The sequence below is a fragment of the Pseudonocardia sp. Ae505_Ps2 genome, from assembly GCF_001932425.1.
In the GTDB taxonomy this organism is placed as follows: Bacteria; Actinomycetota; Actinomycetes; order Mycobacteriales; family Pseudonocardiaceae; genus Pseudonocardia.
Genome location: NZ_MCIP01000001.1, coordinates 1334932 through 1361924 on the forward strand (window position 1 = coordinate 1334932; position 26993 = coordinate 1361924).

26 protein-coding genes are annotated in these 26993 nt (G+C 73.4%); 8 read left to right on the top strand and 18 right to left on the bottom strand.

What is annotated here, in order from left to right:
* Positions 1-12: 12 nt before the first annotated feature.
* Both Ae505Ps2_RS06285 and Ae505Ps2_RS06290 read left to right on the top strand, forming a co-directional pair.
* Positions 13-1614, top strand: coding sequence for an NAD(P)/FAD-dependent oxidoreductase (locus Ae505Ps2_RS06285; protein ID WP_139318887.1), 1602 nt, complete (start codon positions 13-15; stop codon positions 1612-1614).
* Positions 1615-1629: 15 nt separating this feature from the next.
* On the top strand, positions 1630-2157 hold the full coding sequence (locus Ae505Ps2_RS06290; protein WP_020625730.1) for a MarR family winged helix-turn-helix transcriptional regulator: 528 nt from the start codon (positions 1630-1632) through the stop codon (positions 2155-2157).
* Between the two features lie 4 nt (positions 2158-2161).
* On the opposite strand, the gene Ae505Ps2_RS06295 is transcribed toward Ae505Ps2_RS06290, so the two are convergent.
* The 10 genes from Ae505Ps2_RS06295 to Ae505Ps2_RS06340 all read right to left on the bottom strand — a co-directional run bounded on the left by Ae505Ps2_RS06295 (position 2162) and on the right by Ae505Ps2_RS06340 (position 11845).
* Positions 2162-3145: an amidohydrolase family protein gene (locus Ae505Ps2_RS06295; protein WP_075309444.1), complete on the bottom strand. Its 984-nt coding sequence runs from the start codon at positions 3143-3145 to the stop codon at positions 2162-2164.
* Between the two features lie 74 nt (positions 3146-3219).
* Positions 3220-4212: an adenosine deaminase gene (locus tag Ae505Ps2_RS06300; protein ID WP_075309443.1), complete on the bottom strand. Its 993-nt coding sequence runs from the start codon at positions 4210-4212 to the stop codon at positions 3220-3222.
* A 30-nt stretch (positions 4213-4242) separates the two neighbouring features.
* Positions 4243-5235 carry an SDR family NAD(P)-dependent oxidoreductase gene (locus Ae505Ps2_RS06305; protein WP_075309442.1) on the bottom strand — a complete coding sequence of 331 codons (993 nt, stop codon included), beginning with the start codon at positions 5233-5235 and terminating at the stop codon, positions 4243-4245.
* A gap of 89 nt (positions 5236-5324) precedes the next feature.
* Complete coding sequence (locus Ae505Ps2_RS06310; protein WP_020627000.1) at positions 5325-5972, bottom strand: hypothetical protein; 648 nt, start codon at positions 5970-5972, stop codon at positions 5325-5327.
* An 80-nt stretch (positions 5973-6052) separates the two neighbouring features.
* Positions 6053-6925 carry a hypothetical protein gene (locus Ae505Ps2_RS06315; protein ID WP_075309440.1) on the bottom strand — a complete coding sequence of 291 codons (873 nt, stop codon included), beginning with the start codon at positions 6923-6925 and terminating at the stop codon, positions 6053-6055.
* Positions 6922-7260, bottom strand: coding sequence for a type VII secretion target (locus Ae505Ps2_RS06320; RefSeq protein WP_075309439.1), 339 nt, complete (start codon positions 7258-7260; stop codon positions 6922-6924). Before Ae505Ps2_RS06320 ends, Ae505Ps2_RS06315 begins: the two co-directional genes overlap by 4 nt.
* Entirely contained in the window at positions 7257-7643 is a 387-nt protein-coding gene (locus Ae505Ps2_RS33965; RefSeq protein ID WP_283160355.1) for a YbaB/EbfC family nucleoid-associated protein, read from the bottom strand. The genes Ae505Ps2_RS06320 and Ae505Ps2_RS33965 overlap by 4 nt, the downstream gene beginning before the upstream one ends.
* Positions 7640-10261: an ATP-dependent chaperone ClpB gene (gene clpB / locus Ae505Ps2_RS06330; protein WP_075553482.1), complete on the bottom strand. Its 2622-nt coding sequence runs from the start codon at positions 10259-10261 to the stop codon at positions 7640-7642. Before clpB ends, Ae505Ps2_RS33965 begins: the two co-directional genes overlap by 4 nt.
* A 224-nt stretch (positions 10262-10485) precedes the next feature.
* Positions 10486-10815: a hypothetical protein gene (locus Ae505Ps2_RS06335; protein WP_020626996.1), complete on the bottom strand. Its 330-nt coding sequence runs from the start codon at positions 10813-10815 to the stop codon at positions 10486-10488.
* 205 nt (positions 10816-11020) lie between these two features.
* Positions 11021-11845 carry a pyridoxamine 5'-phosphate oxidase family protein gene (locus Ae505Ps2_RS06340; protein ID WP_083695397.1) on the bottom strand — a complete coding sequence of 275 codons (825 nt, stop codon included), beginning with the start codon at positions 11843-11845 and terminating at the stop codon, positions 11021-11023.
* A 314-nt stretch (positions 11846-12159) separates the two neighbouring features.
* On the opposite strand from Ae505Ps2_RS06340, the gene Ae505Ps2_RS06345 reads away from it, so the two are divergent.
* Entirely contained in the window at positions 12160-13332 is a 1173-nt protein-coding gene (locus tag Ae505Ps2_RS06345; protein WP_020626994.1) for a globin domain-containing protein, read from the top strand.
* A gap of 82 nt (positions 13333-13414) precedes the next feature.
* Here the strand turns inward: Ae505Ps2_RS06345 and Ae505Ps2_RS06350 are convergent, their stop codons facing one another.
* Genes Ae505Ps2_RS06350 through Ae505Ps2_RS06365 form a run of 4 tightly spaced genes read right to left on the bottom strand, consistent with a single transcriptional unit; the run spans position 13415 to position 17588 of the window.
* A complete protein-coding gene (locus Ae505Ps2_RS06350) occupies positions 13415-14224 on the bottom strand; it encodes a TauD/TfdA family dioxygenase (RefSeq protein WP_158071546.1) in 810 nt (269 codons plus the stop codon).
* Between the two features lie 57 nt (positions 14225-14281).
* Positions 14282-15139 (bottom strand): ABC transporter permease, encoded by an 858-nt coding sequence (locus tag Ae505Ps2_RS06355; protein WP_075553483.1) that lies wholly within the window; start codon positions 15137-15139, stop codon positions 14282-14284.
* Positions 15136-16077 carry an ABC transporter permease gene (locus tag Ae505Ps2_RS06360; RefSeq protein ID WP_075309436.1) on the bottom strand — a complete coding sequence of 314 codons (942 nt, stop codon included), beginning with the start codon at positions 16075-16077 and terminating at the stop codon, positions 15136-15138. The genes Ae505Ps2_RS06355 and Ae505Ps2_RS06360 overlap by 4 nt, the downstream gene beginning before the upstream one ends.
* The gene (locus Ae505Ps2_RS06365; RefSeq protein ID WP_249265225.1) at positions 16074-17588 is read right to left on the bottom strand and encodes an ABC transporter substrate-binding protein; all 1515 of its coding nucleotides are present in this window, start codon (positions 17586-17588) and stop codon (positions 16074-16076) included. The genes Ae505Ps2_RS06360 and Ae505Ps2_RS06365 overlap by 4 nt, the downstream gene beginning before the upstream one ends.
* A 311-nt stretch (positions 17589-17899) precedes the next feature.
* On the opposite strand from Ae505Ps2_RS06365, the gene Ae505Ps2_RS06370 reads away from it, so the two are divergent.
* Positions 17900-19090, top strand: a complete 1191-nt coding sequence (locus Ae505Ps2_RS06370) for an MFS transporter (RefSeq protein ID WP_139320138.1) — start codon at positions 17900-17902, stop codon at positions 19088-19090.
* A gap of 97 nt (positions 19091-19187) precedes the next feature.
* On the opposite strand, the gene Ae505Ps2_RS06375 is transcribed toward Ae505Ps2_RS06370, so the two are convergent.
* From Ae505Ps2_RS06375 to dnaK, 4 genes are all read right to left on the bottom strand, one after another.
* Positions 19188-19643 carry a helix-turn-helix transcriptional regulator gene (locus tag Ae505Ps2_RS06375; RefSeq protein WP_283160292.1) on the bottom strand — a complete coding sequence of 152 codons (456 nt, stop codon included), beginning with the start codon at positions 19641-19643 and terminating at the stop codon, positions 19188-19190.
* A 5-nt stretch (positions 19644-19648) separates the two neighbouring features.
* Positions 19649-20881 (bottom strand): molecular chaperone DnaJ, encoded by a 1233-nt coding sequence (dnaJ, locus tag Ae505Ps2_RS06380; protein ID WP_075334008.1) that lies wholly within the window; start codon positions 20879-20881, stop codon positions 19649-19651.
* Positions 20882-20969: 88 nt separating this feature from the next.
* Positions 20970-21656: a nucleotide exchange factor GrpE gene (gene grpE, locus Ae505Ps2_RS06385; RefSeq protein ID WP_075312626.1), complete on the bottom strand. Its 687-nt coding sequence runs from the start codon at positions 21654-21656 to the stop codon at positions 20970-20972.
* A 38-nt stretch (positions 21657-21694) separates the two neighbouring features.
* Positions 21695-23566, bottom strand: a complete 1872-nt coding sequence (dnaK, locus tag Ae505Ps2_RS06390; protein WP_075309431.1) for a molecular chaperone DnaK — start codon at positions 23564-23566, stop codon at positions 21695-21697.
* Between the two features lie 275 nt (positions 23567-23841).
* Here dnaK and Ae505Ps2_RS06395 point away from each other — a divergent pair, with 275 nt between their 5' ends.
* The 4 genes from Ae505Ps2_RS06395 (at position 23842) to Ae505Ps2_RS06410 (ending at position 26987) form a co-directional block, all read left to right on the top strand.
* Positions 23842-24366, top strand: coding sequence for a DUF3558 family protein (locus Ae505Ps2_RS06395; protein WP_158071547.1), 525 nt, complete (start codon positions 23842-23844; stop codon positions 24364-24366).
* 77 nt (positions 24367-24443) lie between these two features.
* Positions 24444-24770 carry a PE domain-containing protein gene (locus Ae505Ps2_RS06400; protein ID WP_075550158.1) on the top strand — a complete coding sequence of 109 codons (327 nt, stop codon included), beginning with the start codon at positions 24444-24446 and terminating at the stop codon, positions 24768-24770.
* 31 nt (positions 24771-24801) lie between these two features.
* A complete protein-coding gene (locus Ae505Ps2_RS06405; RefSeq protein WP_075334011.1) occupies positions 24802-26169 on the top strand; it encodes a PPE domain-containing protein in 1368 nt (455 codons plus the stop codon).
* Entirely contained in the window at positions 26166-26987 is an 822-nt protein-coding gene (locus Ae505Ps2_RS06410; RefSeq protein ID WP_075309423.1) for an ESX secretion-associated protein EspG, read from the top strand. The genes Ae505Ps2_RS06405 and Ae505Ps2_RS06410 overlap by 4 nt, the downstream gene beginning before the upstream one ends.
* Positions 26988-26993 lie beyond the last annotated feature (6 nt).

Consider the following 26993-nt stretch of genomic DNA (forward strand, 5'->3'; position numbering starts at 1 on the left):
ACCGTCGAGGCCATGACGTCCGAGGCGCTGCCGATCCAGCGGCCGGTCGATCCCGCCGCTCCCCCCGGCTCCTGCGACGGACCGCACGGCCCGTCACCCCGTCATTCGAGGGTCGCGGTCGTGGGGGCCGGGTTCACCGGACTCGCCGTGGGCCTGGCCCTGCTACGGCGGGGTGTGCACGACTTCGTCCTGCTGGAGCGGGCCGACGACGTCGGCGGCGTGTGGCGCGACAACACCTATCCCGGGGTCGGCGTCGACACGCCGTCGCCGCTGTACCAGCTGCGGGCCATGACCAACCCGGACTGGAGCGACCTCTACGCACCCGGCCACGAGGTGCAGGACTACGCACGGCGCCTGGCCCGCTCGACCGGTCTGCTCGACCACGTCCGCTTCGACGCCGACGTGCTGTCCGCGCGCTGGGACCCCGCGGACGCCCGCTGGCGGATCGCGACCCCGTCCGGCGAGTTCACCGCGGACGTGCTGGTCAGCGCGGCGGGGCTGGTCGCGGACCCGAAGCTGCCCGACGTCGAGGGCCTCGCGGACTTCCCCGGACCGGTGTTCCACTCGGCCCGCTGGGACCACGACGCGGACCTGACCGGCTCGCGCGTCGCGGTCGTCGGGACCGGGGCGACGGCGGTCCAGCTCGTCCCCGAGCTGCAGCCGCGCGTCGCCGAGCTGCACGTCCTGCAGCGCACCCCGGCCTGGATCCTCCCCAAGCCCGAGCGGCCCGTCGGTGAGCGCACCCGTCGCACGCTGGCGGCGAACCCGCTGCTGTGCCGGATGCAGTTCGACGTCATGTACGTCGGCGCCGAGCTGCTCGCCGCCACCCGCCGGTCGCGGCTGCTGCGCGAGGCGCTCACCCGGGTCGGCCGCCGGCACCTCGCCGCCCAGACACCCGACCCGCAGCTGCGTGCCCGGCTGACCCCCGACTTCGACTACGCCTGCAAGCGGCCGCTGGTCTCGAACGACTACCTGCCCGCGATGAGCGCGCCGAACACGACGCTGCACACCGGAGGACTCACCCGGGTCGAGGGGCGGACCGTCGTCTCCGGCGACGGCAGCCGCGCCGAGGTCGACGCGATCGTGCTGACCACCGGGTTCGAGGTCGGCGCGACCGCCCCGATCGCGCGCCGCATCCACGACGCGCACGGCCGCTCGCTGCACGACCACTGGGGTTCCTACCCGCGCGCCTACCTGGGGATGAGCTACCCCGGTTTCCCGAACCTGTTCCTGATGCAGGGTCCGAACGCGACCAGCGGGGCCAGTTCGACACTGCTGTTCTCCGAGGCCCAGGCCCGCTACGTCGCCGACGCCGTGTGCCGGATGGCGGCCGAGGGCATCCGCGCGCTCGACGTGAAGCCCGCCGTCGAGGAGCGCTGGACGCGGCGGATCCGGCGCCGGTCGGCCCGCACCGTGTACGAGACCGGCGGCTGCTCCAGCTACTACCAGAACGACGAGGGCGTCAACGTCGTGATGTGGCCGGCCAACACCGCGGAGTACCAGCTGCGGACCCGCCGGTTCCGGCTGTCGCCGTTCGACGTCGAGCGGGGCCGGACCGGTGCCGGGCGCCCGCTGCACCCGTTGCGCCCGGTCCGGCTCGCCGCGACGGCCTGACCGTAAGATCGGCCGGTGCCCACCGGAGGCGACCGCACACCCGAGCCCGCATCGCCGGACCTGGTCGGCTCCTTCTCCGACGCCTGCGAGGCCGTCTACCGGCGGATGCACCGTAACCGGGCCCGTGCGTCGGCGTTACGGGCCGACGGTGCGTCCCTGTCCGATGCCGAGTTCGCAGTGATCACCCCGCTGACCGAGGCCCCGGGACTGACCGTGGGCAGGCTCGCGGCCGAGGTCGGGGTCAGCTCGCCGACGCTGAGCCGGTCCTTGTCCAGGCTGGAGGACGGCGGGCTCGTGGTGCGCGAACGGGTGGGTCCGTCCGGGCACCGGGTCGAGGTGCGGGTGACCGACGCCGGGCTCCGGGCGTGGGCGCAGGCACGCGACCGGACCATGGCCCGCCAGCGGCAGGCGCTGGAGATGCTGCCGCCCGGGCGGCGCGACGCCGTCGTCGTCGCGCTGCGGGAGCTGGCCGCAGCGATCGACGCGGCGGACGCCGCGGGGCCGGACGGCACGGCGCCCGGCACCCCGGTCCGCCCGGCCTGAGCGCTCAGAGCCCGAGCAGCCGTTCGGCATTGCCGTGCGCGATCCGGGCCAGGTCGGCGTCGTTGAGCTCGAGGCGGTCGAACCAGGTGGCCGCCTCGCGCATGTCCTCGAAGGGGTGGTCGGCGGAGAACAGCACCCGGTCCGCGCCGATCTCCTGCAGCGTGTTGAGCAGCGCCGGGGTGCGGAAGTTGCCGCTCGTCGTGACGTGGAAGTTGGTCCGCAGGTAGTGGCCGAAGCCGTGCCGGACGTCGAGGCCGCGCGGTGCGACGGCGAGGCGGTGCTCGACCCGCCAGATCACCCACGGGAGCACCTCGCCGAGGTGCCCGAGGATCACCTGCAGGCCGGGGTGGCGGTCGAACAGACCGCTGCCCATCAGCCGCAGCGCGTGCGTGGCGGTCTCGACGGTGAACGCCCACGCCGAGCCGTAGAGCCACGGGTGGCCGTCGTACTGCGGGCTCGTCGACTCCAGCGGGTCGCGGGGGTGCAGGTAGAGCGGCACGCCCAGCTCCTCCAGCGTCGCCCAGAACCCCGCGTAGCGCGGGTCGTCGAGGTAGACGACGGTCTCGGCGTCGCCGACCTGGGAGAAGCCGTTCACGAGCGCACCGACCAGTCCGAGGTCCTGCACCGCACGACGGAGCTCGGCGGTCGCCGCGTCGGGGTCCTGCATCGGCAGGGCGGCGAACGCGGCGAACCGGTCCGGCCGCTCGGCGACCCGGGCGGCCGCGTAGTCGTTGAGCCGGCGGGCCCAGTCGACGGCCCGGGGTGCGTCGTGCAGGGACTGGATGCCGGGGGAGAGCAGCGACAGCACCGACTTCTCGATGGCGCACTCGTCCATCAGCGCGAGGCGCTCGTCATGGATGTCGAGCAACATCGCCCGGTGCCGGGGCCACTCCTGCGGGGTGAAGTGGGTCTCGGACTGCTCGACGATGTCCGGTTCGGTGGCGCCGAAGTGCTCCTCCAGCGCGATCTTGCGGATTGGGGTGGTCATGGTCGCCTCCAAGTCGTTAGCTAACTAGATAGTAGCTAGCTAACGACTTGTCGACGAGAGGTGTGACTGGTCCGTCAGCGCCAGGCGTGCACCTCGGCGAGCAGCCGCTCCGTCGCCGCGTCGTCGAGGAACGACGAGCTGAACGAGTTCGCAGCCAGCGTGCGGAGCTGGTCGTCGGTGAAGCCGAGGCCCTCGCGGACGGCGGCGTAGTTCGCGTCGGCGTAGCCGCCGAAGTAGGCCGGGTCGTCGGAGTGCACCGACACGTTCAGCCCGGCCGCGAGCATCTCCGGCAGCGGGTGCAGCCCGATCCCGGGGACGCAGGCGAGCCGGACATTGGACAGCGGGCACACCGTCAGCGGGGTGCGGTCGCGGACCAGGCGGGCGACCAGCGCGTCGTCCTCGATGGCGCGGATGCCGTGGTCGACGCGCAGCACGCCCAGCTCGTCGAGGGCCTCGGTGACGTAGCCGGCCGGACCCTCCTCCCCGGCGTGCGCGACCGGCTTGAGCCCCAGCTCGCGGGCGCGGTCGAACACGGCGGTGAACTTCGACGGCGGGTGGCCCACCTCGGCCGAGTCGAGCCCGACCCCGACGATCCGGTCCAGGTACGGCTCGGCGGCCCGCAGGGTCTCCTCCGCCTCGGCCGCCGAGCGGTCGCGCAGGAAGCACAGGATCAGCCCGGCCGACACGTCGCCGGCGTGGGCCTCGACCGCGTCGGTCAGGCCGCCGATCACGTCACCGATCGCCACGCCGCGAGTGGTGTGGGCCTGCGGGTCGAAGAACATCTCGACGTGCCGCACGCCCTGCTCCGGGCAGGTCCGCAGGTACGCCGACGCGAGCTCGGCGAAGTCGTCACGGGTCCGGAGGACGGCCATGTTGGCGTAGTAGACGTCGAGGAAGGACTGCAGGTCGGTGAAGTCGTAGGCGGCCCGCAGGTCCTCCACCGAGGCGTAGGGCAGCGCGATGTCGTGCCGCCTGGCCAGCTCGAACACGGTCTCGGGTTCGAGCGTGCCCTCGATGTGCAGGTGCAGCTCGGCCTTCGGCAGCGGCGGGGTCCCGGTGGTCGTCACCGCGACATCATCCCGCGCCGTCCCGGACGGTCAGGAGCTGGTGACCGTCGACGTCATGTAGGCCGAGATCCGGTGGCCACGGGAGCGGTCGCGGGCCGCGGCGCTCGCCCGGGCCCGCTGCGCGGCGGTCCGCACCGGACCGGCCGCCCAGTGCCGCCCGCAGTCCCCGGCCGCGACGACGGCGCGTCCCGCACCCGGGCGGGACGGCAGGTCCGGCAGCCGGGCCGGCTCCCGGTACCCGGCACCGCCGAGCAGCTCCTCGGGCGTGGCCGGCCGGGCCTGCGCGGCCGGGCTCGCGACGGCCGGGGCGGCAGCGTCCGGGGCGGCAGCGGCTGCGGGGCCGGTGGGCTGCCAGGTCGCGTCGGCGAACAGCTCGACGGCGCGCCGGGCCACCCGGACCCCCGCGGCGACGGCGCGCCGGGCCGGGTCCGGACGGGCCGGTGCGGTCTGCGGGGCGCTCACGACGACGCCGGCGTCGAGATCGTCGAGCACCGCGTCGGCGGCGTCGGCGGTCCACTCCGGCCGGTCGTCGCCCCGGACGGCGACGACGTGCACCTCGCCGGTCAGGGTCGGGGCGAGTGCGGTGACGAACGAGACCGCCCACGCAGCCGACTGCTCGTCCCCGCTGATCGCGACGACCCCACCGGCGCCGCGGCGCAGCATGCCGGGCAACGCGGCGTGGGTGAGACGCATCGTCGCGGTCGTGCCGAGGTCGACGCCCACCTGTCCGGCGTCCGACGCGGCGGCCGCGTCGGCGAGTGCGTCGTGCACGAGGATGTCGACGGCCGGGGCCTCCGGGCCGGCGAGGTGGGCCTCGAGCCGGAACAGGCCGTGCCGGGTGCCGAGGTCCGCGACGAGGACGTCGGCACGCACCCCGTACCGGGCGGCGAGCTCCCGGGCGCTGGGGGCGACCCGCTCGGGGTCGCGGGTGACGAGCAGGAGGTCGTGTCCGCGCGCGGCCAGTCGGTCGGCCAGAGCCGCGCCGAGTCCCGTACCGCCGCCGGTGATGAGAGCCAGAGCCACACGATCAGGCTAGCGGTACCCGTTCGGCTTAACGCGTTCGGGTGGTCACATCGCGTTGTGATCAGTCAACGCTGCGTAGATGTCGCAGGTCAGGAATCGATCGTGGGACGCCGGGCGTGCAGCCCCTCCTCCAGAGCGGTGGCGACCTCGGCCAGGTCGGCGAGCAGGTCCTGCATCCGATCGGCGGAGATCCCGACGGGCGCGGCGGCCAGCACCCAGGCGTCCTCGGCCCAGAGCAGCTCGACGTCCTCGCCGACCGCGTCGCTGGCGTCGGCGACCCGCGGGGTCAGCAGCGGACGGACGGCGTCGGCGTCGCTGACGAAGGCGTAGCGCTCACCGACCGGCTCGAGCAGGTCGAGGCCTGCGTCGTCGGGCAGCGGGGCCGAGGGCAGCCGCAGCTCGACGGCGGCGGGCAGCGACTCGTGCACCTGCACGGCGCAGAGCACCGAGCTGATCCGGCCGGCCTGCTCGTGGTCGAACGCGTAGGCCTTGCGCGGGCCGTCCGGGGTGGGGACGTCGCCCGAGACCAGGTTGCGGGCCACGCCGGGGCCGCCCTGGTGGATCGTCCCGTAGCGCCAGCGGCTGGGCAGGACGGGATCGGACTCGAGGTACTCCCACTCCCGCATGGAGGCCCAGCGGCGGCGGTCCCGCGTCGCACCCCCGCGGAACCGGTCGAACAGCAGCAGACCGACGCCGAGGACGATCGCGACGAGGGCGATGACGAACCAGACCGACATGCCGGGGAGCGTAGTCCCGACCGGGCTCGTGGAGTGGTAACGCCACGACACGGACGTGCACGTTCGGCGCGGTCGGGGTCTCAGCCGGATGCCTCCTCGTCCCACTCGGCCGCCGTGGCCCGGCGCGCCGCGTCGTTCTTGCCGTACTCCAGCACCGTGTCCTGCCCGAGGGTCACGGTCTCCTCGACGGCTTTCCGCGCCGCCGGGTCCGCGATCCCGGGCAGCAGCCCGGTCCGCATCGTGTCCTCCAGCCGGCGTGCCACCGCGGCGGACTCCTCCAGCAGCCCGATGACCTCTTCGACCCGGCGGACGATCGTGCGCGCCAGGTCGACGGCGTCGAGGACGAGGACCGCGATGCCGACCGGCGCGGCGACCCCCACCGTCACCACGGCGCCCGCGGCCCACGCGAGCAGCTTCGGAATGAGCCGCACGACGAACTCGGCGATGATGTCGCGTACGACCGCGCGCTCGGTACCGACGATCGAGGCCGAGGTCAGCACGACGTCGGCCACCTCGTGGGCGGTCTCGGACAGGCGTCGCGCGGCCTCGACGCGTGTCGCGGCGGCACCGTGGAACGCGTCCCCGGCCGTGCCGGTCCAGGCGCCGGGGGCGGCGAGGACGGTCTCGATCTCCGGGACGAGGGCGGCCAGTTCGCGGGAGATCTGCTGCCAGTCCTTCGCCCGGGCCTCGATCTGCTTCGCGTCACCGCAGAGCCAGTCCAGCGGTTCGCGCAGGAAGTCGACGTGCTCGATGGCCCAGCCGACACCGGCCGCCCCGAGCTCCTTCAGCGGGTCGGCGACCACGCTCAGCGTGTCGAGCCCGGCGACGGCCGTGGCCGTGACGATGCCGCCGGTGTCCTGCTCCCCGACCGCCTTCCCGACGTCCTCGAACGAGGAGAACACCCCTGCACCCTCGAGCGGGCCGGGCCCCTCCACCTCGACCGGCGCCGTCACCGGTCCGCCCCGACCGGTGACGGGGCCGTCGGGACGTCGACGCCGAGCAGGCCGTCGACCACCCGGCTCTCCACCTCGAGATACGCGGTGACGGACTCCCGTGCCGCGGTCGCCAGCTCGTGCAGCTCCGAGGCGAGGCGGTCCACGGCCTCGACCCCGGCCCGCATGGCCGAGGTGGCCTGGGCGGAGAAGAAGTCGCCGATGACCCCGTAGGCGTCGGAGTCGAGCTCGGCGAGCGACGGGCGCATCCCGGTGACGGTGGAGCCGGCGTCGTCGAGAACCCCGGCATGGGTCGAGACCGTGTCGGTGTCGACCGAGAAGCCGGGGCCCGTCACCGCCCGCCGCCCGTCGTCAGCGGCTCCACGATGGCCGCCACCTGCGCGGCGGCGTCGGCGGCGGCCTCCCGGCTCAGCCGCAGGACCGTCTCGGCGAGCCGGGCCCGCGGCAGCTCCTCGGCCCGTACGCCGAGCTGCAGGTCGGTCAGCGTCCCGGACGCGTCGACGGTGACGACGACCGCGCCGTCGCGGGTGCGCGCGGTCGCCGTCACCGTCGCCACCCGGTCCCGGGCCTCCTCGGCCCGGAGCCGGATCGTGTCGATGCGGGTGCGGTACTCGTCCAGCCAGGTCCGCCCGGCGGAGGGCTGCTCGGCGGTGAAGGACTCCGTGGGCCCCGACGATGACGTGCACCGTCGGGGCCCACGGGCGAACCGGTGGATCAGTTCGCGATCGCGACCGGCTCCAGTGCCTTGCCGACGACCAGGGCACCGGTCCCGCCGTCGGCCGAGGGGTCCAGGTCCACCCGGACCGTGTCGCCCTCGCGGACGCCGCCGGACAGCAGCTCGCGGGCGAGCTGGTCGCCGATCGCGGACTGCACCAGCCGGCGCAGCGGACGCGCGCCGTAGACCGGGTCGAACCCGTTGAGGGCGAGCCACTCGCGGGCCGCGTCGGTGACCTCCAGCGAGAGCCGCCGCTTCGCGAGCCGCCGCGCCAGCACGCCGACCTGGATGTCGACGATGTGGGTCAGCTCCTCGGTCGACAGCGCGTGGAAGACCACGACGTCGTCGAGCCGGTTGAGGAACTCCGGCTTGAAGTGCGACCGGACGACCGACATGACGGCGTCCTTGCGCCCCTTGTCGTCCAGCGAGGGGTCGGCGATGGCCTGGCTGCCCAGGTTGGACGTCAGCACCAGGATCGTGCTGCGGAAGTCCACCGTGCGGCCCTGGCCGTCGGTGAGCCGGCCGTCGTCGAGCACCTGCAGGAGCGTGTCGAAGACGTCCGGGTGGGCCTTCTCGACCTCGTCGAGCAGCACGACGCTGTAGGGACGCCGCCGCACCGCCTCGGTGAGCTGACCGCCCTGGTCGTACCCGACGTAGCCGGGAGGGGCACCGACGAGGCGGGCCACCGAGTGCTTCTCGGAGTACTCGCTCATGTCGATGCGGATCATCGCCCGCTCGTCGTCGAACAGGAACTCGGCCAGCGCCTTGGCCAGCTCGGTCTTGCCGACGCCGGTGGGCCCGAGGAACAGGAACGACCCGGTGGGCCGGTTCTCGTCCGCGACGCCGGCACGTGTCCGGCGCACCGCGTCGGACACCACGCGCACGGCCTCGGCCTGGCCGACCACGCGCCGGCCCAGCTCGTCCTCCATGCGCAGGAGCTTGGCGGTCTCGCCCTCCAGCATCCGGCCGGCGGGCACGCCGGTCCAGGAGCTGACGACGTCGGCGACGTCGTCCGGGCCGACCTCCTCCTTGAGCATCACGTCCTCGTGCTTCTCGACGACGGCGGTCTTCTCCGCGAGCTCCTTCTCCAGCGCCGGGATGCGGCCGTAGCGCAGCTCCGCGGCCCGGCCCAGGTCGCCGTCGCGCTCGGCCCGCTCGGACTCGCCGCGCAGCTGCTCCAGCTGCTCCTTGAGCTCGCGGGTCGCCTCGATGGCGCCCTTCTCGTTCTGCCAGCGCGCGGTCAGCGCGGCCAGCTCCTCGCGCTTCTCGGCCAGCTCGGCGCGCAGCGCGACGAGCCGGTCGGCCGAGGCCGCGTCGGACTCCTTCTCCAGCGCCATCTCCTCGATCTCGAGGCGACGGACGGCCCGCTCCACGGTGTCGATCTCCACCGGGCGCGAGTCGATCTCCATCCGGAGCCGGGACGCGGCCTCGTCGACCAGGTCGATGGCCTTGTCCGGCAGGAACCGGGCGGTGATGTAGCGGTCGGACAGGGTGGCGGCGGCGACGAGCGCGGCGTCGGTGATCCGGACGCCGTGGTGCACCTCGTAGCGCTCCTTGAGCCCGCGCAGGATGCCGACGGTGTCCTCGACCGACGGCTCCCCGACGAGCACCTGCTGGAAGCGGCGCTCCAGCGCCGGGTCCTTCTCGATGTGCTGGCGGTACTCGTCGAGCGTGGTCGCGCCGACCATCCGCAGCTCACCGCGGGCGAGCATCGGCTTGATCATGTTGCCGGCGTCCATCGCGCCCTCACCGGACGCGCCCGCACCGACGATCGTGTGCAGCTCGTCGATGAAGGTGATGACCTCGCCCGCGGAGTCGGTGATCTCCTTAAGGACGGCCTTGAGCCGCTCCTCGAACTCGCCGCGGTACTTCGCGCCGGCCACCATCGACCCCAGGTCGAGGGCGACGACCCGCTTGCCGCGCAGCGACTCGGGCACGTCACCGGCCACGATCCGCTGGGCCAGGCCCTCGACGATCGCGGTCTTGCCGACGCCCGGCTCACCGATCAGCACCGGGTTGTTCTTGGTGCGCCGCGACAGCACCTGTACGACGCGGCGGATCTCGGTGTCCCGGCCGATGACCGGGTCGAGCTCACCCTCGCGCGCGCGGGCGGTGAGGTCCTGGCCGTACTTCTCCAGGGCATGGTAGCTGCCCTCGGGGTCGGGGCTGGTCACCCGGGCGGAGCCGCGGACCTTGCCGAACGCCTCGCGCAGCGCGTCCGGCGTGGCGCCGTGGCGCTGCAGGAGCTGGGCGACCGGGCCGCCGGACCGCGCGAGCCCGACGAGCAGGTGCTCGGTGGAGACGTACTCGTCACCCATCTCGGTGGCGAGCTGCTGGGCCGCGGTGATGGCGGCCAGCGCGTCACGGGACAGCTGCGGCGCGCTCACCGACGAGCCCGAGGCCGACGGCAGCCGGTTGCCCAGCGCGGTCAGCTCGGATCGGACGGCGTCCGCGTCCGCCCCGACGGCAGCCAGCAGCGGCGCGGCGATGCCGTCGCCCTGGGCCAGCAGGGCACCCAGCAGGTGGGTGGGCCCGACATCGGGGTTCCCGGCCAGCGTCGCGGCCTGGGCGGCTGCGGAGATGGCCTGCTGGGTACGGGTGGTGGGGTTGAAGGAGTCCATGCTCCGCGTTCCTCCCGGTCCTTCTGTGCCGACGGTCTGTGCATGGGGAGCGGCACCCCGGGCCACTGCTCTCACAGTGTGCCGGAGGGTACGCCTCTCGACAGGTTCAACAGCAGGAAAGTTGAGTCTGTTCCACTCAGGGTGGGGGAGTTCGGAGGAACGACCGCGGCCCGCCCGGAAGGATCCGGACGGGCCGCGGGGTGGAACGGTGGCGCAGGGCGCGCTCAGCGGTGGTTGTCGCCGAGCACCGCGATCTGGGTGCCGTTCAGGTTGTCCTTGACGTCGACGACGTCGTTCAGGAAGTCGCTGCAGTTGCCGATGTTGGCAATCTGGTTGCCCGCGATCGGGGCGAGGACGTTGAGGCCGGCGAGACCACCCTCGGCACCGCCGCGGGCGGACGCGTCGCCACCCTCGAAGGCGCAGTTCTTGTCGCCGCCACCGTGGTGGTGACCCTTGTCGTTCCCGTAGTCGCCCGCGAAGGCGAACGGTGCGGCGGCGGCGAGGGCGGCGGCGGAGCCGGCCACGACCATGCCCAGCTTCTTCTTCGACAGCATTCCTGCTTCTCCTGTGTATCCGATTCAGGACGGGTGGTCGCGGCTCCCGGAGCCCGTGGGAGCCGCAACCCGTCCGATCGCCCGGATTCGACCAGATGTGCCCGGCCGGTGACGATCTGCAGCGATCAACGAGGCCGCGCCTCGGAAGTGACGGTCCGAACGTCACCTAATCGGCTCACTGTCGCGCCATCCTCGTCACCGCAGGTCAGCGACGGGTGGTACGACCGCGCAACGAACGTGATGCGCCCGACACCAGATGGGTCGTGCTCGGGAACCGCCGACGCGGCGGTCGCGGCACGCGCGGCGCCGTCCCCCGCGCACCGAAGAAGTCGCCGCCCTTGCGGGCCGGGTCGTCGGTGCCCCAGGCCCGCCGCTGCGTCACCCGCTCCATCCGCGGGATGTGCTTGCGGCAGTGGATGTAGGCCTCCTCGACGTCCACCACCACCCAGCGCTCGACGCGGCGGCCCGCGGCGTGGTCGTCACGCGCGCGCCCGGGGTGGACGGCGCGGAAGGCGTCGTCGTCCATGATCCGGGCGCGGCCGTTGACGTGCAGCCCGATCAGGGACTCGGTGAAGTCGACCATCAGCAGCCCGATGTGCGGGTTCTCCATCAGGTTGCCGAGGCTCGCGTAGACGCCGTTGCCCCGGTACTCGGGGTAGGCCAGCGTGTGCGGGTCCAGCACGTGCAGGAACCCGGGCGGGCCCGCCCGCAGCGAGCTGTCGCACTCGCCGTGCGCGTCGGACGTCGCGACGAAGGCCATCTCCATCCGTCCGACGAACTCGATCATCCGGGGCAGCAGCCGGTCGCGGAGCTGGTCGTCGTAGAACCGGTCGGCGCGGGCGGAGCTGCCCACCTCGGCCTGCACCGCGTGCTCACCCGCGGAGCCGGGCCGGTGCGGTCCGTCCGGGACCTCCGGGACCTCCCGGACATCGGAGGACGGGCCCCGCTCCGAGGGCGCGGGGACGACGACCCGCGGCACGGCCGGACGGCCCCGTCCGGGCAGGACGACGGCGGGGATTCGCAACGGCACAGGACAACCGTGCCATCCGGCACGGCCAGGACCAAACGATCACCATTCCGACCGGCCGGGCCACCGCCACGTCGGCTTTCCGCACGATGGGCGCTATCCTGAGCCCGGCGCCCCCCACACCATGACGAGTGACCGCCGTCCCCGAACGGATGATGAGTGACGATGCGTACCCGCTCACCACACCTTGGTGAGCCGGTCGGCGTACGCCGTACCGGCGGACGGAGTCTCTCGCGTACCCTAACCGGCGGAACGCGGGCGTCGACGCCCGGTGTCACCGCGGCACGGAGCACGACCGAGGAGAGTGTCCGCCAGGCATGACTGCTGACCAGCTGATCGCCGGCGACGTCGCCCCGCCGCGACGCCCCGCCTCGGAGGCGGATCGCACCGTCGAGCTCATCCGGACCAGCTTCGCCCTCGTCGAGCCGCAGGCCGAGGAGATCGGCAAGCACTTCTACGCCACGCTGTTCAGCAAGGCACCCGAGACGCGTGACCTGTTCCCCGTGAACATGGAGGTGCAGCGCAGCCGGCTGCTGCGCGCCCTCGTGCACGTGGTGCAGATGGTCGACCAGCCCGACGACCTCGTCCCGTTCCTGCAGCAGCTCGGCCGCGACCACCGCAAGTTCGGCGTGCTGTCCCAGCACTACGACGCGGTCGGCGCGGCGCTGCTGTCGGCGATCGCCACGTTCGCGGGCGAGAACTGGACCCCGGAGATCGAGAAGGCCTGGGTCGGCGCGTACGGGATCGTCGCGGACGCGATGCAGCAGGCCGCCGCGGCCGAGCGCGGGCCGGCGTCCTGGCTGGGCCGGGTCGTCGAGCACCGCCGGATCGGCTGGGACCTGGCCGTGGTCACCGTCGCGACCGACCAGCCGGTGCCGTACCAGGCCGGCCAGTACGTCTCGGTGGAGACGCCGCACCGCCCGCGGCTGTGGCGCTACCTGTCCCCCGCCAACGCGCCGCGTCGCGACGGGACCATCCAGTTCCACGTCCGCGCGGTCGAGGGCGGCTGGGTCAGCCGCGCGATCGTCGCGCACAGCCGGGTCGGCGAGACCTGGCGGATCGGCCCGCCGATGGGCCGGATGGCCGTCCCGCAGAACACCCGGCGCGAGCTGCTGATGGTGGCGGGCGGCACCGGCGTCGCGCCGATGAAGGCCCTGCTCGACGAGGTCGGCCGGCGCCCCCAGCCGCCGCGCACCCAGGTCTTCGTCGGCGGCCGGACGTGGGACGACCTGTACGACTTCACCTCGCTGCGCAAGCTGTCCTACAACTACCCGTGGCTCGATGTCATCCCGGTCGTGGAGTACGAGGACGAGCCCTCCGGCGCCGAGACCGGCACCCTGGCCGACGTCGTGACCCGGTTCGGCGCCTGGAGCGACCACGACGTCCTGGTCTGCGGGTCGCCAGCGATGATCCGGTCCACGGTGTCGCGGATGCTGGTCGCGGGCACGCCGCTCGACCGCATCACCTACGACCCGTTCACGATGGACTGAGCGATGGACTGAGCGGCTCCGTACGTCACGACGGCCGCCCTCCCGCACCGGGAGGGCGGCCGTTTGCGTCGGGGGGTGGGGCTCAGAACGCCTCGGTCGTCCGCACCGAGAGCACGTGCAGCTCCCGGGTGCCGGTGAACGCGTCCCGGCCGTGCAGGAAGCGGTAGTTGTCCAGGACCAGCAGGTCGCCGCTCTCCAGCCGGAACCGCGGCGCCGCGTCGAACGCGGTGGCGAGCACGTCGGCGTAGGACTCGATGTGCGCGAGGTGGGCGTCCCAGTACGGCTCGCGCGGCACCGGCAGCACGTAGTCGCTCGCCCGGACCGCGCGCCGACCACCCCGGGTGTGCTCGATCATCCGGCGCAGCAGCGGCGTCAGCGGGACCCCGCGCGGCGGGTTCGTGCGGCTGCCGAAGAAGTCGACGTCGCTGCCGGTCAGGAACCCGTACAGCGACGGGTGCTCCGCGGCGAGCCGGTCGGCCAGCGCGTAGCCGTCGACGAGCACCGAGTCGCCCCCGGACGGCGCCGGCGACGTGCAGTGCATGAACAGGAAGTCCTCGTCGGGGTCGCGCAGCCGCACGGTGCGGCCGTGCACGTCGGCCTCCAGGTAGGCGCCGTCGTTGTGCAGACCCAGGACCGGGGAGTCGGTACCGCCCTGAGGCCGGATGCCGAACAGCTCGCGCAGCCGTCCGCCGAGCAGGGTGGCCGCGGCGACGACCATCGCCTCCGGGTCCGGACCGGCGCCGGGGATGTGGACGACGCCCTCGCGGGCCAGCACCTCCCGGGCCTCGCCGAGCTCCGCCGCGCGGGGCACCACCCCGGTCTCGTCCACCAGGCTCTTGAGCTCCGGGCGCGCCTCACCCGTGCGCCGCCCGTCGATTCCGATCCTCGCCACGACGTACCTCCTGCCGTTCACCCGTACTCGCAGCAGTCTGGCAGGAACGAAGCGATGTCAGAACTGTCCGGTCGGACCGGTCGTCCACCGGCGTTCCAGCCCGCGGCCGAGTGCGGTGACGAGCAGCGCCGTCCCGACGACGGCCAGCGCGGGCAGCAGGACGAGCTGCGGGGCGTTGAACAGGAACTGCCGGCCGGCGGCGAGCATCGCCCCCCACTCCGGGGTGGGCGGCTGCGGCCCGAGCCCGAGGAAGGACAGCCCGGCCACGGTCAGCAGGACGTTCGCGAACCGCAGGCACAGGTGCGACAGCAGCGGCCGGGCGAGGTTCGGCAGCACGTGCCGGAACGCGATCCGCAGCGGCCCCGCGCCGACGGCGACGGCGCCCTCGACGTACTCGCGGGCGCGTTCGCGCACCACGAGCTGGTAGGTGAGCCGGGCGAACGGCGTCCACCCGGCGACGACGATCGCCACCAGCAGCGACCACACCCCCGGGGCCCCGCCGGACGCGGCGACCACCACCAGCCCGATCAGCACCGCCGGGATCGCGACGAGCACGTCGATGGTGCGCTGGAACAGCTGGCCGACCGCCCGTCCGCACCAGGCGGCGAGCACGCCCAGCACCGTCCCGATCCCCGCGCACAACGCGAGCGCGACCAGGGTGAACCCGACCGAGAGCCGAGCGCCGACGGCCAGCCGCGCCAGCACGTCCCGGCCGAGCTGGTCGGTGCCGAGCGGGTGCGCGGCCGACGGCCCGGCGAAGCGGTGGGACAGGTCGTTGGCGACCGGGTCGAGCGGCAGCAGGGCGAACAGCACCAGCACACCGAGCAGGACCAGCGCCCCGACCTGCAGGACCGCCGCGCGCCGGGTGGTGCGCGCGGCGGCGCCCGCGGGGCGGGCCAGCACCGAGGCGGTCACCGGACGGCGCTCCGGGCCACCGGGTCCAGCGCGAGCGCGAGCAGCTCGGCGAGGATCCCGGCGACGGCGGCGATCAGCACGATCGCGAGCAGCCCGGCCTGCACGACCGGCAGGTCCTGGCCGAGGACGGCGTCGTAGAGCAGGCGGCCCAGGCCGGGGATCGCGAACAGCACCTCGACCACGACCGAGCCGCCGAGCAACCCGCCGAGGAACAGCCCGGACAGCGAGGTGACCGAGGTCAGGGCCAGGCGGCCGCCGTGGCGCCACAGGACCCGCCCGTCGCTGATGCCCTTGGACCGCGCGACGGCGACGTGCGGGCGGGCCAGCGCGTCGACGGTCTCGGCGCGCACCAGCTGGGCGGCGAGCGCGGCCGGGAACGCGGCCAGGGTGACCACCGGCAGCACCGCCTGGTCCACGTCGCCCCAGCCGGTCGCGGGCAGCACCGGCACGGTGACGGCGAAGGCGAGCACCAGCGCCGTCCCGAGCACGAACTCGGGGATCGCGACGCCCAGCACCGATCCGGTGGTCAGGGCCCGGTCGAGCCGGCCACCGGGGCGACGCGCGGCGCGCACCCCGAGCGGGATCCCGACCAGGGCCGCGAGTACCAGCGCGGCGACGGTGAGGGTCAGCGACACCCCGAGCGCGGGCCAGAGCAGGCCCGAGACCGGGGTGCGGCTGGTCCAGGAGATCCCGAGGTCGCCGCGCAGCAGCGCGCCGGCCCAGCCGGTGAACTGGTCCCACCAGGTGCCGTCGAGGCCGTACTGCTCGCGCAGCGCGGCCAGGACCGACGGGTCCGGGTCGGACTCCCCGGTCCGGCTGCGCAGGATCGCGAGCGCGGTGTCCTGTCCGGAGAACCGCGGGAGCAGGAACACCAGCACCGCCGCGGCCACGGCGACCAGCGGCAGCGCCAGCAGCCTGCGTGCGACAAGTGCGGTCACTCCGTGGTCGCCAGCCCGGGGACGACGAGCGACTTGGCCAGCGGGTCGACGGTGTAGCCGGTGACCCGGTGCCCGACGCCGTTGGCGTTGGTGTGCACCAGCGGGACTCCGACGACGTCGGCGTTCAGCTTCGCCGCGGCCTCGGTGAAGACCTTCTGTCGTGCGGCCGGGTCGGTCTCGTTGGCCAGCGGGGCGAGCAGGGCGTCGAACTGGGGCGAGCAGTAGTGGTTGAGGTTGTAGGAGCCCTGGCAGGTGTAGTCGGTGGCCAGCGTGGCGCCGGCGTCCGGCACGTCGACCAGGTAGCTGCGCGAGAGCAGGTACATGTCGAAGTCACCGGCGAGCAGCTGCGGCTCGCGGGCGTCGTAGTCGCCGATGCGCACGGTGACCTCGATGCCGGCCCCGCGGAGCATCTCCTGGACGGCGGTGACCAGCGTCGGGAGCTCGGGGCGGGCGCCGTAGGACCCCAGCTCGATGCGCAGCGGGTTGCCAGGGCCGTAGCCGGCCTCGGCCAGCAGCTGCCGGGCGCGCGCGGGGTCGGCCGGCGGCGGGGCGTCCTGCGAGCCCCACGCCACGGCCGGGCCGAACAGCTCCGAGGCCGGGATCGCCGACCCGGCGAGCGCCTGCTCACCGAGCGCGGTGCGGTCCACGGCGGCCGCGACGGCCTGCCGCACCCGGATGTCGGCGAAGGGCCTGCGGGACTGGTTGAGGACCAGCGACGCGGTCCGGGGCGCGGCGACGGTCTGGTTCACGTACTCGTCGCCGGTGAACTCCAGCGCGCTGGACTCGGGGAGCTCCTGGGCGATGTCGGCGTCGCCGGCCCGCAGGGCCAGTGCGCGGGCGGCCGGGTCGGGCACGAAGTTCGCGGTGACACCGGCCAGCTGCGGGCGCTCACCCCAGTAGCGGTCGTTGCGGGCGAGGGTCACCGACTGGGTGCCGTTCGTCCGGGTGATCGTCATCGGGCCGGTGCCGGTCTGCTGGACCGACGGCGGCGTGGCCCGGTACGCCGACGGCGCCAGGATCGCTGTGTTCACGCTGGACAGCCGCAGCGGCAGGATCGGGTCGGGCTTCGCCGTCGTGACGCGCACGGCAGCCGCGCCGTCCGCGGCGGCCTGCAGGCCGATCCCGCGCACCGCGCGCGGCGGCGCGGCGACGCCGGCCACCCAGTTCAGGGCGGTCGCGGCGGCCTGCCCGGTGAGCGGCTCGCCGTTCTGGAAGGTCACGCCGGGACGCAGCTCGAACCGCCAGGTCCGCGGGTCGGACTGCTGGGCCCACGCCGTCGCCAGTGCGGGTCGGGGCTGCCCGTCCGGGCCGGACGCCACCAGGGACTCGGTCACCCCGAGCTGGGAGAGGACGAACGCGTCGTCGGTGTCCACGCCGTAACCGGCCGACGGGCCGAAGGCCATCGCGATCGTGGCCTGCCCGTCCGGCACGACCCGACCGCTCCCGCCACCGGTGCCGCCGCACGCGGTGAGGACCGCGGCGCTCACCACCAGGGCGGCGGCGACCCGCAAGCGGGAACGACGGGGTGCTACGACGGCGCGCACGGCGGCGGGCATCACGACCTGGCCTCTCCGGCGCCCTCGACCGTGTGTCACCCGGCGCCCGGGAGATCTTCGGTAAGCCTGTACATACGGTCAAGCATCTTCACGCATGCGCATATGTCGTTGTTGCCATCGAGTCGCGACTGCCGACGGCGACCTGGTACCACTTCGTGGTGCTCCGCAGCCTGCTCCGCCGACCCGCCGATCCCGAGTCGGACCCGCGTCCCCCGACGCCGCTCCGACCGGGCCGGTGGGCCCAGTTCCGCGGGCTCCCCCCGGTCATGAAGCTGCTGATCAGCACCCAGATGGCCTTCAACGTGGGCTTTTACATGGTGCTGCCCTACCTGGCGACGCACCTGGCCGAGGACCTCGGGCTCGCCGCGGCGGCCGTCGGGCTGGTGCTGGGGCTGCGGACGTTCAGCCAGCAGGGACTGTTCGTGATCGGCGGGACCCTGACCGACCGGTTCGGTGCGAAGCCGGTCGTGCTCGTCGGGTGCTCGCTGCGCGTGATCGGTTTCATCCTCCTCGGCGCGGCCGGATCGCTGCCCGCGGTCATCGGTGGGGCGCTGCTGACCGGGTTCGCGGCGGCCCTGTTCTCGCCGGCGGTCGAGTCGTCGCTGGCGCGGGAGGCCGGGGAGCGGGAGCGCGCCGGTGAGGGCCCGGCGCGGACCGAGGTGTTCTCGATGTTCGCCGTCGCCGGTCAGGTCGGGACCGTCACCGGGCCGCTGGTCGGCACCGCGCTCATGGTGGTCGACTTCCAGCTCGCCTGCCTGGTCGCCGCCGCCGGCTTCGTGCTGGTGGGTCTGGCGCACTGGCGGTGGCTGCCGTGGCGCGAGCCCGAGCAGGCCGGGCAGCCGATGCTCGCCGGCTGGGGCGAGGTGCTGGGGAACCGACGCTTCCTGCTGTTCGCGGTCGGCTACTCGGGTTGGCTGCTCTGCTACAACCAGCTCTACCTGGCCCTGCCCGACGAGCTGGAGCGCGTCGGGCGCACCGCCGCGCTCGGCTTCCTGTTCGTGATGATGTCCGTGCTGGTGATCTGTCTGCAGATGCGGGTGACGGCCTGGGGGAGCCGGATGGGGGCGGGCCGCGCGGTGGTGCTGGGGTTCTGCCTGATGGCCGCGTCGTTCACCGTCGTCGCGGTGGCGCGGCTGCTGCCGGACCTGCCGGGGTGGTGGGCGCTCACGCCCGCGGTGCTGATGGTGCTGCTGCTGACCTTCGGCGAGATGTTCGCCGTGCCGGTCGCGCAGGATCTCGTCCCGCGGCTGGCCGGGGAACGCAGGCTGGGCGCCCACTTCGGGGTGCTCGCCTCGTTCGGCGGGCTGATGGTGCTCGTCGGCTCGACGGGGGTCGGGGCGCTGCTCGACCCCGCGTTCCCACCCGCCCTGCCGTTCCTGGTCCTGGCGGCGGTGCCGCTGGCCGGAGCCGTGATGCTGGGCCTGCTGGCCCGGCGCGGAGCGCTGACGGCCGCCTGACCGGCTCGTGGCCCGGGCACGACGGTCGTCGCCGCGCGAGGCCCGGTCCCGCACCCCGGTTCCGACGGAGGACGCCGGGGTGCGCGACGGAGCGGGTTCAGCCGTCGTCGGCCGGGCGCCAGCGCACGACGGCCTGACGCCGGTCCACCGGCACGAGGTCGCGCCGGTAGGAGCGGTGCACCGCCGCGGTGGCCTGCGCAGCGGCGGCGCGGACCGCGTCCAGCTCGGCGGTCACCTCCTCGAGGCGCGCCGAGAGCTGGTCGACCATCTGCTCCAGTTCGATGATCCGCTTGACGCCCGCGAGGTTCACGCCCTCCTCCTGGGAGAGCCGCTGCACCTCGCGGAGCAGGGCGATGTCGCGCTGGGAGTAGCGACGTCCGCCGCCCGCGGACCGGCCCGGGCTGACCAGGCCGATCCGGTCGTAGCTGCGCAGGGTCTGGGCGTGCAGGCCGGACAGCTGCGCGGCGACCGAGATGACGAACACCGGGCTGTCGTGTGCCACGTCGACCGTCGGCGGTTCCTCCCCGTCACGGGGGGTGCGTCGTCCGGACACCGCCATCACCTCCTGGCGCTACCGAGCAGGTCGGCCCGCGGGTCGAACGACGACGTCGCCTCGGCGTAGGCCTCCAGCGCGCTCCTCGCCGCCTCGTCCAGCTTCTGCGGCACCGCCACCTCGACGGTGACCAGCAGGTTGCCCTTCTTCCCGTTCTTGCGTTCGACCCCACGCCCCGACACCCGGAACGTGCGGCCGCTGGTGGTGCCCGGCGGGATCCGCAGCGAGACGGTGCCGTCGAGTGTGGGCACCGTCAGGGTCGCGCCCAGAGCGAGCTCGGGGAAGGTCACCGGCACGGTGAGGGTCAGGTCGTCGGGGTTCTTCGACGACCGCCCGAAGATCCGGTGCGGGGTCACGCTCACGGTCACGTAGAGATCCCCGGCGGGGGCCCCGCCGCGCCCGGGCTCGCCCTGTCCGGGGAGCCGGATCTTCTGACCGTCGTCGACGCCCGCGGGGACCCGGATGGACAGCGACCGGGTCCGGGTGGACACGCCGTCGCCGTGGCACTCGGGGCACGGGTCGTCGATGATGCGCCCGGTCCCGCGGCAGTCGCGGCACGGCTCGGAGAACGAGAACGCGCCCTGGCTGCGGTTCACCAGGCCCTGACCGGCGCAGGTGGGGCAGGTGCGAGGGGTGCTGCCGGGCCGGGACCCGGTGCCGCCGCAGCGCTCGCACCGCCCGGGCGAGGACAGCTTGATGGGCACCGTCGCGCCGCGCACCGCGTCCTCGAAGGAGATGGTCAGGCTGCTCTCGACGTCCTGGCCGCGGCGGGCACCGGCCGTGCCGTACCCGCCCGCACCGCCGGCGCTGTTGCGCGCGGCGCGGCCGAAGATGTCGCCCAGGATGTCGCTGAAGTCGCCCGCACCGGCCCCGGCACCGCCCGCGCGGCCGGCCTGGCCGAACAGGTCGTTGATGTCGAAGCCACCCTGGCCGGCGCCACCGGGTCGCGCGCCGCCGGGGAAGCCACCACCGGTGCCGAACCCACCGAAGCCGCCGCCACCGGCGAACATCGCGCGGGTCTCGTCGTACTCCTTGCGCTTGGACTCGTCGCCCAGCACGCCGTAGGCCTCGGAGACCGCCTTGAAGCGGGCCTCGGCCTTCTCGTCGCCGGGGTTCGCGTCCGGGTGCAGCTCGCGGGCGAGCTTTCGGTACGCCTTCTTGATCTCGTCCTGGGACGCCGTCGAGGAGACGCCCAGCTCGCGGTAGTAGTCCTTCTCGATCCAGTCGCGCTGGGTCACTCCGCCTCCTTTCCGTTCACGCCCGCGACGCGGCGGGAGACCGGTCGTCTCCCGCCGCACCGCGTGGTCACGTCCCTACCCGTCCTGGTCAGGCCGGGTTCTGCGGCTCGCCGTCGCCGGCGTCCGCGCCGCCCGCGGCGTCGGTCTCGGCCTGTGCCTCGGCCTCTACCTCGGGGCGGTCCTGCACGGTCACCATCGCCGGCCGAAGGACCCGGTCGGAGATGCGGTAGCCACGACGCAGCACCGTCGACAGCACGGTGACCGTGGGGCCGGAGCCCTCGGCCGGCTCGTGCTGCACGGCCTCGTGGAGCTGCGGGTCGAAGGGCTCGCCCTCGGTCCCGAACGGCTCGAGACCGAGCTTCGTCAGCACCGCGGTGACCTTGTCCGCAGCGGCCTTGAAGGGTCCCGTGAGGTCGCCGTGCTGGGCGGCGCGCTCGAAGTCGTCGAGCACGACCAGCAGGTCGTTCGCGAAGGAGACCTTCGCGTCCACCTTCGTCTGCTCACGGTCGCGGTCGGCTCGACGCCGGTAGTTGGCGTACTCGGCGCTGACCCGCTGCAGGTCCGCGGTGCGCTCGGCGACCTCGGCCCGCAGCTTCTCGACCTCCGGGTCCTCCCCGTCGGCCGGGCCCGCGACCTGCTCGCCGTCCCCGGCCGGGGCCGCCGTGTCGGCGGCCCCGGTCGCGTCGGCGTCGGGACGGACCTCGCCGGTCTCCGGGTCCACCTTGCGGCGGTCCCGGAACGTCACCGGCTCCTCCTGCTTCTGTTCGTCTGCCATGTCGACCGTCCTGTCGTCCCGTGGATGGCCGCCGGCCGTCACTTGCCGCCCTTGGCGTCCTTGTCGTCGTCCACGATCTCGGCGTCGACGACGTCGTCCTGCGCGTCGGAGGCACCGGTCGCGCCGGCACCACCCTCGGCACCGGCACCCGCGGCGCCCTCGGCACCGGGCTGCGAGTACAGGGCGGACCCCATCTTCTGGGACTCGGTGGCGAGCTTCTCCATCGAGGACTTGATCGCCTCGTGGTCGGTGCCCTTCAGCGCCTCCTGGGTCTCACCCAGGGCGGCGTTGACCGAGTCCTTGACGTCGGAGGGGAGCTTGTCGTCGTTCTCCTTGACGAACTTCTCCGTCTGGTAGACGAGGGTCTCCGCCTGGTTGCGGGTCTCCGCCTCCTCGCGACGCTTGGCGTCTTCCTCGGCGTGCGCCTCGGCCTCCTTGACCATGCGGTCGATGTCGTCCTTGGACAGCGCCGACCCGCCGGTGATCGTCATCTCCTGGCTCTTGCCGGTGCCCATGTCCTTGGCGGACACGTTGACGATGCCGTTGGCGTCGATGTCGAAGGAGACCTCGATCTGCGGGACGCCGCGCGGGGCCGGCGCGATGCCGGTCAGCTCGAACATGCCGAGCTTCTTGTTGTACGCGGCGATCTCGCGCTCGCCCTGGTAGACCTGGATCTGCACCGACGGCTGGTTGTCATCCGCGGTGGAGAAGATCTCCGAGCGCTTGGTCGGGATCGTGGTGTTCTTCTCGATCAGCTTGGTCATGACGCCGCCCTTGGTCTCGATGCCCAGGGACAGCGGGGTGACGTCCAGCAGCAGGACGTCCTTGACCTCACCGCGGAGCACACCGGCCTGCAGCGCGGCACCGGCGGCGACGACCTCGTCCGGGTTGACGCCCTTGTTGGGCTCCTTGCCGCCGGTCAGCTCCTTGACGAGCTCGGTGACGGCGGGCATCCGGGTGGAGCCACCGACGAGCACGACGTGGTCGATCTGGTTCACCGAGATGCCGGCGTCCTTGATGACCTGGTTGAACGGCTGACGGGTGCGGTCCAGGAGGTCCTGGGTGATCCGCTGGAACTCCGCGCGGGACAGCGTCTCGTCCAGGAACAGCGGGTTCTTCTCGGAGTCGACCGTGATGTAGGGCAGGTTGATGCTGGTCGAGGACGAGCTGGACAGCTCGATCTTCGCCTTCTCCGCGGCCTCGCGGAGCCGCTGCATCGCCATCTTGTCCTTGGTCAGGTCGATGCCCTGGGAGGACTTGAACTTGTCGACGAGCCAGGTGACGATCCGCTCGTCCCAGTCGTCACCACCGAGGTGGTTGTCGCCGTTGGTCGCCTTGACCTCGACGACGCCCTCGGCGATCTCCAGCAGGGACACGTCGAACGTGCCGCCACCCAGGTCGAAGACCAGGATGGTCTGCTCCTTGTCGCCCTTGTCCAGGCCGTAGGCCAGCGCGGCCGCGGTCGGCTCGTTGACGATGCGGAGCACGTTCAGGCCGGCGATCTGACCGGCCTCCTTGGTCGCCTGGCGCTGCGCGTCCTCGAAGTAGGCCGGCACCGTGATGACGGCGTCGGTGACCTCGTCGCCCAGGTAGGACTCGGCGTCCCGCTTGAGCTTCTGCAGGACGCGGGCGCTGATCTCCTGCGCCGCGTAGGTCTTGCCGTCGATCTCCGGCGTCTTCCAGTCGGTGCCGATGTGGCGCTTGACCGAGCGGAAGGTGCGGTCGGAGTTGGTGACGGCCTGGTTCTTCGCCGACTGGCCGACGAGGACCTCACCGTTGCGCGCGAACGCGACGATCGACGGAGTGGTGCGGGCACCCTCCGAGTTCGCGATCACCGTCGGCTCGCCACCCTCGAGGACGGCGACGACGGAGTTGGTGGTCCCGAGGTCGATACCGACCGTACGAGCCATGGTGACTGCCTCCGAGATGTGTGGGGTATGAGTGCGTCCGGCTCAAGTTGTACCAAACCGGGGAGCAGCTCGCGCATCGCCCTTGAGTGGGCTCTGCTCAACTTGCTCTCGTGGGGGTCAACGGACCACCCGAGAGACTTGTTCCCGGGGGACTCAACTTTTATCCGCGACGTTCACGTGTGCAGGTCCGTGGGGCGGGCTAGCCTGTGGCCGGTCGATCGTCGACGGAGGATCACGTGCTCGTACCGGCTGCGCGTCGGCTCGTACTGGGGTCGTTGGCCGCCGTCCTCACCGCCACGGCCACCGCCTGCGGCTCGGGCGCCACGCCTCCGGGGCCGGACCGGCCACCAGCGGCCGGACCGAGTCCGATCGACGTCACGAACAAGCATCCCTGCGATCTCCTGTCCGCACAGATGCTCGGGGCGCTCGAACTCCGCGACCCCCGGAAGAACGACGCGGCGATACGCGGGACGCGGGCCCCGTCATGCGGCTACTTCGGGACCGGGAACCCGCGGATCGACATCAACCTGCAGTTCCTTCCCATCCCCGCAGCAGATCTCCGGTCGGCGGGTTCCTCCTCCGGTCAGGCCCGGGGATATGACGTGATCGAGAACGACCGGTCCACTTCCCGGCTGACCGTGTGCGAAGCCGTGGCCGACAGCGGCCCCTCGACGTCCGTGCGAGCTCAGGCCTCGGTACCCACCGACGAACTGCGCCAAGCCGGTAGTGCCGTACGCGCACCCTGCGACAGGGCGCACGAGGTCCTCGACGAGGCTCTCGCAGTGCTGGCACCGAGCTGACCCTCGCGATTCACGACCGCGAAGCAGTCGCTCGGACGACCCACGTTCGCCCGGATCGCCGACTACTTTGCCCGCTCATGAGTCCGTCGGCTGCACCGAGCTTGAACAACCTGATCAGTCAGGTGTCTCCCGACAACGTCCTCAGCGTCGGACGCTCACTCGCGCAGCAGGCTGAGGCCATTCGCGCCGCCCTCCAGAACGCGCTCGGCTGCACGGTCGGCCCGTGCGGCGAGGACCCGATCTCAGGGATGGCGACACCTGTGTTCGACGAGAAGTTCGCGGCGATCATCGATCGTCATATGGCCCACCGGGCCGAGCTGGAACAGGCCGTCACGTCGCTGCGTGCTGTTGCCTCGTCGTACCGGATCGACGAGGCCGCGATCGAGAGGTCCTTCCGGATCTGACCGTCGCTCCACCCATCACGAGGACACGGGAATGGCGTTCCACCAGGGCTTCAACTTCGCTGCCAAGTCCCTCCAGGAGAAGTACGCCTGGGTGGTCGGCAAACCCGGCTCGTCCGCGGTCGTCGACGCCGCGTCCGCGCTCCGGACCGCGGACACCGAACTCCGTGCCGCGGCCGACGAGGCCAGGAAGCGCATGACCGAGCTCGGCGTCTCCTGGCAGGGCCCCGCCGCGGCCGCCGCCCAGCAGTCCCTCGACGGCATCACCACCTCGATGACGTGCACCGCCCCCGTCACCGCGAACGGCGCGACCCAGCTGGACGCCTACGGACAGTCGTTCGACCGCACCCAGGCCGCCATCGCCGCCCTGGACCCCACCCCGCCCGGCATCTTCACCAGCGGCGTCCGCAACGCCCACCTGCTGGCGGGCGCCCCGTTGACCGGTCTGGGCGCCACCGTCGCCGACTACGTGACCTCGCTCGAACGCGACCAGCGGCACAGCGAGGAGGCCGACCGTGTGCTGCAGGAGCACCTCGCCACCGCGTCGGCGATCGACGACCGCTTCCTCACCGTCGACCCGGCCTCGGCCGCGGCGCCCACCGGTGCCGGAGGTCCGCCGCCGAGCTCGGACGGGGCCGGCGGGTTCGGCCCGGCCGCCGTCGGGGACGGCGGCGGAGCCGCCCGTGTCGGCGGCGGAGGACCGGGCGGCGTCGCACCGGGTCCGCCGGGCGCCGGGCCCCGGCCCGGACCGGGCGGCGTCGAGGCTCCCGGCGGGCGGGGAGTCGGCGGGCGGGGGAGCGGTGGGTCGGGAGGTTCGGGTCCCGGCACGCCGGACGTCGGGCGACCCGCTGGCCCCGACGGGCCCGGGACCAGCGGGGACGGCACCGACCGGGACCACACCGGGCTGCCCGGACCGGCCGACGTCGTCGCACCCCAGCGCCTCGACCCACCGACCACGCCCGCCCCGGACCCGTACCGGCTCGCGCCACCCCAGGGCGCGTACCCCACGTCGACGGCACCGGGCCCCGATCCGTTCGGCACCCGCGTCGACCTCGGGCGCCAGTTCGGCGAGCGGACCCGGGCGCAGCCACTCCTCCCGCCATCGGCCCGCGGCCCCGGGTACGGCGAGCGCCTCCCCGGCGGGACGGGGTCCGGTGGCGGACGGCCGTTCGAGCCGTTCGGCCCCGGCAACCGGTCCACCGACCCGGCCTGGTCCGCCCGCCCCGGCGAGACCACCGGACGGGGCACCGGCCCGAGCGGCTACGGCCCGATGGCCGGCGGCGCGGGCGGCCGCGACGCCCAGGACCACCGCAACCGCTACGTCGTCCCCACCGACGAGGTGTTCGACATCGAGATCGCCGCGACCGACGCCGTCCTGGCACCCGAGGAGCCCCACCGATGATCGACTGGAACCGCGCCACCGTCCTCACCGCCGCCGAGTTCGACGTCGCCCGGGACCTCCTCGACCTCGGTCGCAACCCCGCGGTCCTGGAGCTCCTCAGTCCCGGGTTCACCGACGTCGAGCGGGCCCGCCTCGTACGGGGGTGCCTCGACACCCTGGCGGCGCGGGGCCTGTTCACCGGCACCGTGTTCGAGCCGAACCTGGTCGACGACCTGCGCACGGTCGTCGCACCGGAGTTCCAGCACGACCTCGTGGTCGCACCCCCGTCGTGGCAGCGTGCGCTGGTCGCGCGGCGGGCCGGGCGCGCGGTGCTGGCCACCCGGATCGACGACGACGTCGCGCTCGTGCGCGTCCGGCCCGACGACGCGTCCACCGTCCTGGTCGAGCTGCTCGGCGAGGTCGTCCCGGGCCCCGGTGTCGGGGTGCAGATTCCCGTCGCGGTGCTGGGGGACGCCGTCGAGCGCGCCGACGGCGACGCCGACCGGCTCGTCCACGAGCTCCTCCGGCGGGGCTGCACCGCGGCCGAGGCCGAAGTGCCGCGGCGGATGGGACGGACCGAGGGCGTCGCCCAGCTCGGTGCCGGGCGCAAGGGACCCGACCCGTGCCGCGCGCCGGGTGTCCTGCTGGTGCACGCCACCCCGGACGGCTGCTACGTCCAACGGCGCCCGACCCCGGACGTCGTCGGCGGCCCGCTGCCCGACGACGCCGTCGTGCACGCCGGACCGGCCGACGCGACGTACCTGGTCCGTGAGCTGGACCGGCTCGCCGACGCGGCCCGGCGCCGTCGCGCACCGGTCGGGGCGCACCGGACATGGTGACGGGCA

Bases quoted from the DNA above. Each gene is read 5' to 3' on its own strand.
- Ae505Ps2_RS06285 (WP_139318887.1), top strand. From the start codon at position 13: ATGACGTCCGAGGCGCTGCCGATCCAGCGGCCGGTCGATCCCGCCGCT.
- Ae505Ps2_RS06295 (WP_075309444.1), bottom strand. From the start codon at position 3,145: ATGACCACCCCAATCCGCAAGATCGCGCTGGAGGAGCACTTCGGCGCC.
- Ae505Ps2_RS06310 (WP_020627000.1), bottom strand. From the start codon at position 5,972: ATGTCGGTCTGGTTCGTCATCGCCCTCGTCGCGATCGTCCTCGGCGTC.
- clpB (WP_075553482.1), bottom strand. From the start codon at position 10,261: ATGGACTCCTTCAACCCCACCACCCGTACCCAGCAGGCCATCTCCGCA.
- Ae505Ps2_RS06335 (WP_020626996.1), bottom strand. From the start codon at position 10,815: ATGCTGTCGAAGAAGAAGCTGGGCATGGTCGTGGCCGGCTCCGCCGCC.
- Ae505Ps2_RS06345 (WP_020626994.1), top strand. From the start codon at position 12,160: ATGACTGCTGACCAGCTGATCGCCGGCGACGTCGCCCCGCCGCGACGC.
- Ae505Ps2_RS06370 (WP_139320138.1), top strand. From the start codon at position 17,900: ATGAAGCTGCTGATCAGCACCCAGATGGCCTTCAACGTGGGCTTTTAC.
- grpE (WP_075312626.1), bottom strand. From the start codon at position 21,656: ATGGCAGACGAACAGAAGCAGGAGGAGCCGGTGACGTTCCGGGACCGC.
- dnaK (WP_075309431.1), bottom strand. From the start codon at position 23,566: ATGGCTCGTACGGTCGGTATCGACCTCGGGACCACCAACTCCGTCGTC.
- Ae505Ps2_RS06400 (WP_075550158.1), top strand. From the start codon at position 24,444: ATGAGTCCGTCGGCTGCACCGAGCTTGAACAACCTGATCAGTCAGGTG.
- Ae505Ps2_RS06405 (WP_075334011.1), top strand. From the start codon at position 24,802: ATGGCGTTCCACCAGGGCTTCAACTTCGCTGCCAAGTCCCTCCAGGAG.
- Ae505Ps2_RS06410 (WP_075309423.1), top strand. From the start codon at position 26,166: ATGATCGACTGGAACCGCGCCACCGTCCTCACCGCCGCCGAGTTCGAC.